Source organism: Colwellia sp. F1 (assembly GCF_056238625.1).
On sequence record NZ_JBWDLI010000001.1, the window covers coordinates 231,625 to 243,754 of the forward strand.

Sequence of the window (12,130 nt, forward strand, 5' to 3'; positions counted from 1 at the left end):
ACGTTTACCCTTTTTCTATAATAAATTATATTTAACCAGATTATGAGGTTTTTATGGATTCTATTTTTGATCCAACTGAGCACCCACACCGTCGTTTCAACCCATTAATTGATGAATGGGTATTAGTTTCTCCTCATCGCGCAAAAAGACCTTGGCAGGGGCAAATCGAAACAATTGACGAAGATGAAAGACCCGCCTTTGATGAAAGTTGCTTTTTATGCCCTGGCAACACACGCATTAATGGTGAAGTAAATGATAAATATACAAAAACATTCGTATTCAACAATGATTTTGCTGCCTTAAAACGAGATACCCCAAACGCTGAGTCTAACGATCCCTTGTTTAAAATGGTTACAGAGCAAGGTGAAAGCCGAGTTATTTGTTTTTCTCCTGATCACAGTAAAACACTTCCTCAACTCAGTGTTGAGGAAATTGTTGAAGTGGTAAATACTTGGCAAGATCAATGCGCAGAACTTGGTAAAATTTACCGATGGGTTCAGGTTTTTGAAAATAAAGGCGCTATGATGGGCTGTTCAAACCAACATCCTCATGGACAAATTTGGTCACAGCAGCAATTACCTACTTTAGTCAATAAAAAACAAAAAGCTTTCTCAGCCTACTCTCAGCAATATAACAGCAATTTACTGCTTGATTACGCCAAGCGTGAAGTAGAACAAGCCGAGCGAGTTGTTATTCAAAATGATGACTGGTTAGTCGTTGTGCCCTATTGGGCTGGTTGGCCTTTTGAAACGTTATTATTACCACGTTTTGCTATTACACGCATGACAGAGTTAACACCGAAGCAAAAACGTTCACTAGCAGATGCAATTAAAAAAATTACGATTAAGTATGACAACTTATTTAATTGCACATTTCCTTATTCTATGGGTTGGCACGGTGCGCCTTATGATGGTGATAATCATTCTGAATGGACATTGCATGCAAGCTTTTTTCCTCCGCTATTACGCTCAGCAACCGTGCGTAAGTTTATGGTCGGTTATGAAATGATGGCAGAGTCACAACGTGATTTAACCCCGGAGCAAGCAGCTCAACGATTACGTGATGTGTCTGATGTACATTACAAGGAACGAATTGATGTCAAATAATATAACACTTGAAGAAAACGTGACACGAAAGACTATGATCACTGAACAGTTTATTCAACATTATCAATACGCCCCTGAAGGTGTTTTTCATGCCCCTGGGCGTGTTAACTTAATTGGCGAGCATACTGACTATAACGATGGTTTTGTTTTACCTGCAGCAATTAACTTTGGTACGGATATCGCGGCAACACTACGCAAAGACCGTACAGTCAACGTTGTAGCCATTGATTGTAATGGTGAAACAAATTCTTTTGATTTAGACAAAATTGAATTTAGTGCTACACAAATGTGGGTAAATTACATTCGCGGTACCTTACAAGTATTACAAAGTACTTATCCTACTCTACGCGGTGTCGATATGGTTGTTTCTGGTAACGTACCACAAGGCACTGGCCTTAGTTCATCAGCAAGTTTTGAAATAGCTATATTAAAAACCTTTGCCAGCTTAAACAATATTCCGCTTGATGGGGTTAAAGCGGCTTTAATAGGCCAACAAGCTGAAAACGAATTTGTAGGTTGTAATTGTGGCATCATGGACCAACTTGTTTCAGCCATGGGTAAGGCGGGCCATGCCATGCTGCTTGACTGTAGGAGTTTAATGTTTGAACATGCCATTATTCCAGAAAATATGTCATTGGTTATTGTTAATTCAAACGTTAAGCGTGGCTTGGTAGACAGTGAATATAATACTCGCCGTCAGCAATGTGAAGCTGCAGCCGCACATTTTAACAAACCAGCCTTACGCGATGTAACACTGACAGAATTAGCACAAGAAAAAGAAAATTTACCACCGGTAATTTATCGGCGTGCTAAGCATATTATCAGTGAAAATACGCGCACAACGCAGGCGCTCAAGGCATTAAATACCAATGACATGGTAACAATGAGCCAGTTAATGGCGCAAAGCCATATGTCAATGAAAAATGACTTTGAAATAACCACAGCAGAATTGGACTTTTTAGTTGATATTATTGGCGCTGTTTTACAACAACGAGGTGGCGCTCGTATGACTGGCGGTGGCTTTGGTGGTTGTGTTGTTGCTTTAACCCCTAATGATTTAGTTGAACAAGTACGCGAAACAATAAAAGAACAATACCGAGTAAAAACAGGACTACAAGCCGATATATATGTTTGTACCGTGACTGACGGTGCTTTTAGCAAGCGATAATAAACACAAAAAATAACAACTATTGTTAATATAAATTATTCAAATAAGGTTTAAAGTATGAAATTAGGATTACTCGATATTAGTATCTTTATTGCGTATGTCATGGGATTACTGATACTAGCGCTGTGGATATCACGCGAAGAGAAAGGTACAAGTAAAAGCACCGAAGACTACTTCCTTGCCAGTAAAGCATTACCTTGGTGGGCAATAGGCGCCTCATTAATTGCTTCTAATATATCAGCTGAACAAATTATTGGCATGTCAGGCTCTGGCTATGCTATTGGTTTAGCTATCGCTTCTTATGAGTGGATGGGGGCAATTACCTTGATTCTTGTCGGTAAGTACATGCTACCTATTTTTTTGAAAAATGAAATTTTCACTATGCCGCAGTATTTAGAGCAACGTTTTGATGGTAAAGTAAAAACAACGTTAGCGCTATTCTGGTTGGCAGTTTATATTTTTGTAAACTTAACAGCCGTGCTTTGGTTAGGCGGTTTAGCTATTGAAACCGTAGCCGGTGTAGACTGGATGTACGGCATGATATTTTTATCTGTGTTCTCAATCGCTTACTCACTTTACGGTGGTTTAAAGGCGGTTGCTTACACTGATATTTTACAAGTCGTTTTATTAGTGTTTGGTGGTTTATTATTAAGTTACTTGGCTCTTGATGCGGTTGCCGATGGCCAAGGTATACTGGCCGGCTTTGGTATTTTAACTGATCAATTACCTAATCATTTTGATATGATCTTAAGCCCAGACAGTGAACACTACATGAGCTTACCTGGTATATCAGTGCTTATTGGTGGCATGTGGGTAATGAACTTCAGCTATTGGGGCTTTAACCAATACATTATTCAACGCACCTTAGCCGCTAAAGATCTTAACGAAGCGCAAAAAGGGATTGCCTTTGCAGCCTACTTAAAGTTATTAATGCCATTAATTGTGGTTGTACCCGGCATTGCTGCAGTGGTTTTATATCCGCAATTAAGCGCGCCAGACCAAGCATACCCTTCAATGATGGACTTAATGCCGGTTGGTATTAAAGGGCTTGTTTTTGCTGCCTTAGTCGCTGCTATTGTTTCTTCATTAGCGTCAATGACCAATAGTATTTCAACTATTTTTACCATGGATATTTATAGCAAAATTAAGCCAGGTAAAACACAAAATCACTATGTTTTTATTGGTCGTTTAGCTGCGTTAATTTCTTTAGGAATAGCGCTTGTGGTAGCCGAGCCTTTACTTGGTAAGTTTGATCAAGCATTTCAATATATTCAAGAATTCACCGGCTTCTTTACACCCGGTATTGTAGTGATATTTACTATGGGTATGTTTTGGTCAAAAGCTAGCTCAGCGGGCGCTTTAGCTGCCGCTGTTGGTTCAGCAGCGTTTTCTATTATATTAAAAGTTTACTGGGTCACCCTACCCTTTATGGATAGAGTCGGCATCGTCTTTTTATTATGTTTAGCTTTGTGTGCATTGGTTTCACTTGCTAAACCTGATCATGGCAAAGACAGTAGTGTTAGCTTAGACAATATCGACTTCAAAACCTCAAGCAATTTTAATGTTGCTGCTCTTGGTGTTGTTATTATCTTAACGGCGTTATACGTAACGTGGTGGTAAACAGTAATTTTAACTAAATTAGGCCTATTCGTAGGCCTTAATTTTTTAACACTCATGGGTTGAGTTCAGCTGTAGGACCACAAACAGGGCTAACCCCTTTGCCAGTCCGAACAGTATGCAAACATAGCTCAGATACAGCCCAAGCTTAGCCCAGAATACCTTCCTTTTCCTGATTAATAGACACAAACAGGTTAACAATTAATTTTAACTCCTTAAGGTTATAACATGAAAGTTTTAGTTACAGGTGGCGCAGGTTATATTGGCTCTCATACCGTATTAAGTTTACTGGAAAGCAATAGTCAAGTAATTGTTTTTGACAACTTATGCAATTCGAGTATCGAGTCATTAAATCGCATTAAAAACATTACGGGAAAAACCATAGAATTTGTGCAAGGAGATATTCGTGACTCAACTGCACTTGACGCTGTTTTTCAACAACACGATATTACGTGCGTAATACACTTTGCGGCGTTAAAAGCGGTAGGTGAATCCAGTGATATTCCCCTGCAATATTACCAAAATAATGTTTATGGCGCTGTCAACTTACTCGAAGCAATGGCGAAATTTAAAGTACATGATTTTATTTTCAGCTCTTCTGCCACAGTTTATGGCGAAGATAACCAAGTCCCTTATGTTGAAACCATGAAATTAGGTACTCCCTCAAGCCCTTATGGCGCGAGCAAAGTTATGGTTGAAAGAATCATGGCCGATTATGCCATAGCAGACAGTAATTTTCGCGGCGTTTCACTGCGCTACTTTAACCCTATAGGCGCCCATGAAAGTGGTGCAATAGGGGAAGATCCAACGGGTATTCCTAATAACTTATTGCCTTACTTGGCACAAGTTGCGGTAGGTAAACGTGAAAAGCTCAATGTTTTTGGTGATAACTACCCTACTCAAGACGGTAGCTGTGAACGAGACTACTTACATGTTATGGATTTAGCGCAAGGTCATGTTTGCGCATTAAACTGGCTCAATGCTAACCCCAAGTTTAGCGGTGTTGAAGCGTTTAACTTAGGAACGGGTAACGGCACGTCAGTTTTTTCAATTATTAAAGCCTTTGAACAAGCGACCTCAAAAGCAATACCTTTTGAAATAGCGCCCAGAAGAACGGGTGATTTACCCGCATTTTGGGCCGATGCAAATAAAGCAAATACCGTTTTACAGTGGCAAGCAACACGTGATCTAGCACAAATGATGGTAGATACATGGCGCTGGCAGTCTAACAACCCAAATGGTTACAACTAATCATGACAACACATATTAAAACCACCACGTTAACGAATAAGAATGGCATGAGTGTCAGTATATGTAATTTAGGCGCGCGTATTTCGTCAATAAAACTTACTGTTGATGGCTGCCCTACTGAAATGACGCTTGGCCATGAAAACGCTAATGACTACAACCATGACAATTTCTATTTAGGAGCGACTTGTGGGCGGGTCTGTAACCGCATTAGTAATGCTGAATTTACCTTAGACGATAACACTTATACGTTAAGCCAAAACGATAACAGCCATTGTTTACATGGTGGCTCAGACAATTTTGCCCATAGGCTTTGGGTCATTGATAAAAATAGCCAAAGTAAACAGCACGTGACTTTATCCTTAGCATCACATGATGGCGACCAAGGTTTCCCTGGTAATTTACAGGTCAGTGTTGATTTTACATTAACCGAAAAAAATCAACTTATTATGCAGTATCATGGTAAAACTGATGCCGCTACGCCCATTAATATGACCAACCATGCTTATTTTAATTTAGGCGAAAAGACGTGTGAATCACTATTATTAACGCTTGATTGTTCAAATTATTTAGAAACGAACGCATCAAGTACGCCAACAGGTAATATACTCACGGTTAATAATAGCTGTTTTGAATTTAGACAAGAAAGCTGTATTGGTGTTAACCAAGAAAAAATGATGGCAACTACAAACAATGGTTTTGACCACTGTATGATCATTGATACCCCTATATTAACACAGCCTTGTGCAATACTTACGTCAAAAGAGAACAAGGTGACAATGCGACTTTTCACCGACCAACCCGCGCTACAGTTATACACGGGCTATTATTTAACTAATAAATTTAATCGTTTCCAAGGTGTGTGTCTTGAAGCGCAAGGTTATCCTGATGCTGTTAACTTCGAGCACTTCCCTTCTACTATTTTACGTTCAGATGATACCTATAATAAAACGATTATTTATCAATTTGAACAGTTTTAAATAAGCCCCAATGACATAAGTGTTATGAAAATGCAGCGTTTAAAGACACTGCATTTTTTGCGTTTTATAGAAAATATCACTTACGCTTTTTGTTCTTTCAACTAAATTAGCATGTTCTGTCAGCAATCTAATGCGCTATAGATAGCTGACTTTTATGAGAAACGTACACGCGGTTAAATTAAGCATAAGAAGGTTTTTTGTTTTGCACCTGTGTTAAATAAAACAGCTGTTAAATAAAACAGCTGTTAAATACAACAGCTGTTAAATACAACAGCCTATTTTACAAGCGATTGAAAAAATCATAGTGTTGTCTGTCATTTAATTTTTGCGACAAATATAAACCTAAATTTTTCAGTTCAGTATCATCTTGATAGCTCACTATCAGCCCTTTTAACTTCATTAATGCTTGTTTACTCTGCCCTAACCCGTCCATTGCTAAAATAAATGTATAGGCATATTGTGAATTGGTAGGCATTAAGTGCATGGCTTTTTCAAAAAGAGGTACCCCTTTTTGTATCTGTTTTTCACGCACAAAATGTAATCCATAAGCGTAATGTAAAGCCGCTGAGTGGGGATTTTGTTCAATGCCTTTTTTAAGTACTAAAGCAACCTGAAATGGCTTTTGTTGTACCCGGTACATGTCAGCTAGGTTGATATAACCTACGTCAAAGTAGGGGTCGACCTTAATTGAATGTTTAAAGGCGGCTTCAGCCTCTGTTGTTTTATTCAATTTCAGGGCTAACGCACCTTGGTTCACTGCGCCTTCTCCGCGCCAACTGTTAATAGTGTTAATTTGAACTAATGCGTTAAATGCTTGATCAAAAGCTTTTTGATCAGCGGCGGCAATTTCTGTACTCACTAAGCTATTGGCCGCAGCCACTCTCACTGATTTATAAGTGTCGCTTAATAGCGGGCTTAAATACTTAACGCGCTCTGCTGGCGGCATTAAAGAGGCCATGTTAGCTGCATTTATTCTAAAGAGTGGCTCTACGTGAGTTAAATAAGGCGCTAAAGTCGCTGCGCTTAGCGTCTGCGTTGTGTAACTGAGTAACCCGATTGCCGTAGCCCGGCTAATTACATCAAGTTTTTCATCCGCAATAATACTAAGGTGTTGTTGTAATGACAGTGCTTGGCCATGATTTAGCGACATCAATAACTGTTTACTAGGTAACACAGCTTTAGCTTTACCATGCCAGCCCTCTAAAGTTTTACTTGCCCATTGGTTTGATTTATCGTCATGGCAAGAGGTACAAGCATTAGGCGTATTAAAGGCAATGGATAAATCTGGTCGAGGTATTTTAAAGCTGTGATCACGCCTGTCGTCTACGCCCATATATCTATTATCAGGCATATGGCAATTCACACATTGAGCTCCCGCTGAGCCATCATCATGTTGATGATGTTTTTTTACATTATAAACTTCGCTGCCATGACACTGTAAACATAAGCCATTACCTTCAACCTTTAATTTCATGGTATGTTTGTCATGGCAGTCTAAGCAGTTAACTCCCGCCTCAAACATTTTACTTTGCAAAAATGAACCATAAACATACACCTCTTCTTTAATTTGACCGTCTGCATGGTAATTAGGTGAAGCTAATAATTGTGGGCTAAATTGTGCCAAAAATGGTTTGCTCGGATCAATACCATCCGTTAACGGTGAACGTAATGAATGACAGGCAAAACAAGTGTCCATAAAGGTATTATCGCGTGGTTTACCTTGCCAGTGTGCTGTTTTATCGTTAAGGTTTCTTAACCATTGCCCTGTGGGGTGTGTGGCTGAAGTGACATCTGTTGATACATTTCTATTAGCCGGCTTACTTGCTAACTTAGCAACATGGTCGGTCATATCACCGTGGCAAGATAAACAACCAACGTTAATGTTGTCAAATTGAGTATTAAAGCTTTTTGTTTCAGGGTTGTACCCGCGCACTAAACCATCTGAATGACAGTCTGCGCACATACCGTTCCAGTTTTGTAGCGGTTGACGCCAATGCAACCTGTCTTCGGGACGAATTTCTTCATGGGCATAATTATGATACCAACGTTGACCACCATCGGTTTTACTGCGGCTATCCCAAGCAAAAGGTAAAACCTGTAACTTCCCTGGTGCTGTTTCAACTAAATATTGCTGCAGCGGAAAGTGCCCAAAGGTATATTTTATTGGGTAAGTATCTGTTTTATCGTCATAAGAAATAGTAACTTGGTATTGTTCATCTTTCACAAAAAAGTAAGCTTTTTGACCATAATGCTCAACGTGCTTATTATTAAAATTCGCTAGCACTGAGGTTTTATCTGCAATGGCCATCGCTTTCGCATGATCAGATTGTTGCCAATCATCTTGTGACTGCTGGTGACAAGCAACACACGGCTGATTACTTATCGGCTTATCTTTTTGAAACTGATGGGCTATTTGCTGCTCTGTTGCCTGAATAGATAAACTAACCCAAAGCAAGGCACAAGTAATGCTAATTAAATAAAATATTTTCAAAATATAAACTTACCTAAAATAAATACATAATAACGTGACAAAGCACTTATGTTAACGCTTATCTGAAACGTAATACCTTAAAATTTAAATATCCGATAAACCTTAGGGTATTGCTTTTCTTGCAACGAGAAAATACAGCCAAAACATGAGAAAAAAGTAGGCTTAATAAACAATATTTTTAACCTAAGTGGTAAAGATTGTTTTATTACACTGACATTATAAAAACCAAGTCTGATCATTTGTACATATACAAATGAGTTATACTAATTACTGTGTAAGTAAACAGCATAACCCACTATAAATATTAACTGTATGCAGAGTAATTTATGGCGTCCAAGGTAACTTGCCATTTTTAGGTGTTAAGAATTTAGCATCAGTTTCTTTGTACCAATGATGTAATTTTTTACGCATAGTATTTACCTTTTCAGGCATTGCGGTGGCTAAGTCGTTTTGCTCACCAATATCATCCGTTAAGTTATAAAGGTGAACCTTGCCATCTTCAAAACGCTCTAACAACTTCCAATCGCCAATACGTACAGCAGCACCAGGAAAACCACCTTGATTAGAGTAATGTGGGTAATGAAAATAGATAGCACGTTCTTTTATATCGCCGCTTGCATTTAACAGAGGGTTTAACTGAACACCGTCTTGGTGTTGTTCAGGTTTAGTTTTTAAGCCAGCTGCTGTTAACAAGGTTGGATAAAAGTCAGTTGATACCACAGGTACATCTACTTTAGAGCCATTTGCCTCTGCATTAGGGACTTTCACAATAAATGGGACACGAATGCCACCTTCGTATAACCAACCCTTGCCGCCTCGTAATGGCAAGTTTGAAGTGGGCGAGCCTTCAGCTGTAGATAAGCCTCCATTGTCTGAAGTGAACACCACAATAGTATTTTTATCTAGCCCCGTGTCTTTTAACTTTTGTAAAATACGCCCTATATTTTTATCCATTTCCCTTACCATAGCAGCGTAAATAGCATGATTTTGTTTTACGCGAACCGCCCTTTTCTCATCCCTAGGCCATATTTGCTCCTCTGGCATAAATGAGTCGCTAGTATTCGTTTTATCACTTCTAGTTTGATATTCTGAAACCGTTTCAATTGGTGCTTGTAATGGCGTATGTACCGTGTAAAAGGACATATATAGGAAGAAGGGCTCGGCTTGTTTTGCGTACCCATCAATTAAATTGACGGCTTCACTCGTTAAGCGATCTGTTAAGTATTCACCTACTGGGCCGTCAGATAGACGTGGGTTTTTGTAAGGAGAAAAATAGCCGTTAGGTGGTTGGCCAAACTTCATACCACCAATATTCACATCAAAACCATGAGCCTCTGGCCAAGCGCTTTCTTCCTCTCCTAAATGCCATTTCCCTAAAAAAGCTGTTTTATAGCCACTTTCTTGAAAAGCTTCTGCTAGTGTTGTTTCTTCATCAGGTAAGAATTGGTTTAACGGCGCAGGATTGAATTTTTCGCTTCGGTGAGGCCAACCATCAATGTGAAACCAATCGGTAGAATCAACTCGTGTAGGATGACGCCCAGTTAATGCGGCATACCGAGAGGGACTACATACTGGGTTTGCTGCATAGCCGTTGGTAAATTGCACACCTTCTTTAGCAAGCTCGTCAATATTAGGTGTTTGATAAAATGAGGTTTCATTATAGGCGGCAATATCAGCATAACCTAAATCATCAACCAGAATAAAAACTACATTCATTTTGTTATTGCTCGACTCACTAGGTTGCGCCGCTGCCGACGTAGCCATTTTATCTTGTGCAACATGACTACAACCTAGCATTATTGACGCACTCATTAATACTAGTAATATTATTTTATGTTTACTTTTTTTAGAGAAATTTCGCGTAAGCTTTATCATGTTTTATACCTTTATTTTATAATTGAGTTATAAACTTTTACTTTATAGATTATGGTTTCTTTGTTTTCATCAAAATTTATCAGCTATATTTTCAATTACACTGAAGCCAATAGCCTCGCTATATAACCTTCGTGACTCATTAGTTTTTGAACGCTATGTTTTAATGCGCCATCACTTTCTTCTAATATTTTTTGTATTAACGCAAAATTGGAAGCATCAACAGTAGGGTCGTAACTATTAGGCATAACGCCCATACCTTCTAATACGGCATACCAACTGTCCTGCGCGAACAAGTCATAGTCATCGCGCATTAAGCGACCTTGGCTTTTAAATAACGCCAATTTATTGCTCAGTGATTCAGGAATAGCTGCATTTCGCCACATTTTCCAAAAAGAGGAGTCATTACGCTGACTGACACAGTAATGCAAAACAATAAAATCTCGAATACAGTCGTACTCTATATCCATGAGTCGGTTGTATTCTGTTTGGCTAACTTCGGCTAAGTTCGTATCAGGCAACATTTGTACAAAATTTAAAATGCCTCTCATTATCAAGTAAATGCCCGTTGACTCTAACGGCTCGACAAAGCCAGATGCTAAGCCAACCGCCAAACAGTTTTTATGCCAAAATCTTTCACTTTTTCCTGTAGCAAAATGAATGATTCTTGGCTCTGTAATGGCTTTTTCAGTAACGTTACTAGTGAGTAAATCGATCGCTTGTTGGTCGCTGCAAAAGTCTTGGCTAAAAACAAACCCATTCCCAGTGCGGTTTTGTAAGGGTATGCGCCAACGCCAACCATTTTCATGTGCGGTTGATTCAGTGTAAGGCGCTATTGTCGACATTTTTTCAGTTTGCATAACGGCAGCACGATTAACGGGGAAATATTGCTGCCAGTCAACAAAACCAACCTTGAGTGTTTGTTTAAGTAATAAACTACGCTGACCGGTACAATCAATAAAAAAGTCAGCATTAATTTGTTGACCATCTTTTAAGTGTAAGCTTTTTATGTTGCCATTTTCATGTTGTTCTATTTGTTCAACATGCGCCTTTATACATTTAACGCCTTTGTTTTGTGCATATTCGGCTAAAAAACTTGCCGCTAAGCTTGCGTCAAAATGTAAAGCGTAAGCAGCGCCTGAAAGATTACTGGGTTTTTTAGGGTCGGGAATAAAAAAACGATTTTCTTTTGCCATAGCCACCGCAGGTGAAAAATCAGTAAATTTAAATCCCCCCCCATGAACATGGCTTTTTAGCCAATGTTGATAAAACTCTTTCCCATCAATTTTACTGCCTATTTTACTAAACGGATGCCAGTATTCTTGACCTTGTTTAGACCAATCAACAAATTTAATGGCTAATTTAAAAGTGGCATTCGTTTTTGCAATAAACGCTGCTTTAGAGATGTTTAAAAATGACAATAAGTCAATAAATGAAGGAATAGTGGACTCACCTACCCCTATTGTTGGTATGTCTGGCGATTCTATTAACGTAATTGAAACACCGGTATTTTGTAGTACATGGCTCAAAACTGCTGCAGATATCCAACCTGACGTTCCGCCCCCGACAATGACATAAGATTTTAATGGTTGGTGCTTAAACGACATATCACTTTACCTATAAAGTTTTACCAAAGTGGTTGAAAAAG

8 protein-coding genes are annotated in these 12,130 nt (G+C 38.9%); 5 read left to right on the forward strand and 3 right to left on the reverse strand.

Annotated features, from left to right (window positions below; all coding sequences use genetic code 11):
- Positions 1-53 precede the first annotated feature (53 nt).
- From AC0UA9_RS01100 to AC0UA9_RS01120, 5 genes are all read left to right on the forward strand, one after another.
- Positions 54-1,106 (forward strand): UDP-glucose--hexose-1-phosphate uridylyltransferase, encoded by a 1,053-nt coding sequence (locus AC0UA9_RS01100; protein WP_475655853.1) that lies wholly within the window; start codon positions 54-56, stop codon positions 1,104-1,106.
- A complete protein-coding gene (galK, locus tag AC0UA9_RS01105) occupies positions 1,096-2,274 on the forward strand; it encodes a galactokinase (protein ID WP_475655854.1) in 1,179 nt (392 codons plus the stop codon). Before AC0UA9_RS01100 ends, galK begins: the two co-directional genes overlap by 11 nt.
- Before the next feature lie 57 nt (positions 2,275-2,331).
- The gene (locus tag AC0UA9_RS01110) at positions 2,332-3,894 is read left to right on the forward strand and encodes a sodium:solute symporter family transporter (RefSeq protein ID WP_475655855.1); all 1,563 of its coding nucleotides are present in this window, start codon (positions 2,332-2,334) and stop codon (positions 3,892-3,894) included.
- A 225-nt stretch (positions 3,895-4,119) separates the two neighbouring features.
- Positions 4,120-5,142 carry a UDP-glucose 4-epimerase GalE gene (gene galE / locus AC0UA9_RS01115; protein ID WP_475655856.1) on the forward strand — a complete coding sequence of 341 codons (1,023 nt, stop codon included), beginning with the start codon at positions 4,120-4,122 and terminating at the stop codon, positions 5,140-5,142.
- 2 nt (positions 5,143-5,144) lie between these two features.
- Entirely contained in the window at positions 5,145-6,119 is a 975-nt protein-coding gene (locus tag AC0UA9_RS01120; RefSeq protein WP_475655857.1) for an aldose epimerase family protein, read from the forward strand.
- Between the two features lie 280 nt (positions 6,120-6,399).
- On the opposite strand, the gene AC0UA9_RS01125 is transcribed toward AC0UA9_RS01120, so the two are convergent.
- The 3 genes from AC0UA9_RS01125 to AC0UA9_RS01135 all read right to left on the reverse strand — a co-directional run bounded on the left by AC0UA9_RS01125 (position 6,400) and on the right by AC0UA9_RS01135 (position 12,089).
- The gene (locus AC0UA9_RS01125) at positions 6,400-8,610 is read right to left on the reverse strand and encodes a multiheme c-type cytochrome (RefSeq protein WP_475655858.1); all 2,211 of its coding nucleotides are present in this window, start codon (positions 8,608-8,610) and stop codon (positions 6,400-6,402) included.
- A 324-nt stretch (positions 8,611-8,934) separates the two neighbouring features.
- Positions 8,935-10,485 carry a sulfatase gene (locus tag AC0UA9_RS01130; RefSeq protein WP_475655859.1) on the reverse strand — a complete coding sequence of 517 codons (1,551 nt, stop codon included), beginning with the start codon at positions 10,483-10,485 and terminating at the stop codon, positions 8,935-8,937.
- Between the two features lie 95 nt (positions 10,486-10,580).
- The gene (locus tag AC0UA9_RS01135; protein ID WP_475655860.1) at positions 10,581-12,089 is read right to left on the reverse strand and encodes a tryptophan halogenase family protein; all 1,509 of its coding nucleotides are present in this window, start codon (positions 12,087-12,089) and stop codon (positions 10,581-10,583) included.
- Positions 12,090-12,130: the final 41 nt, after the last annotated feature.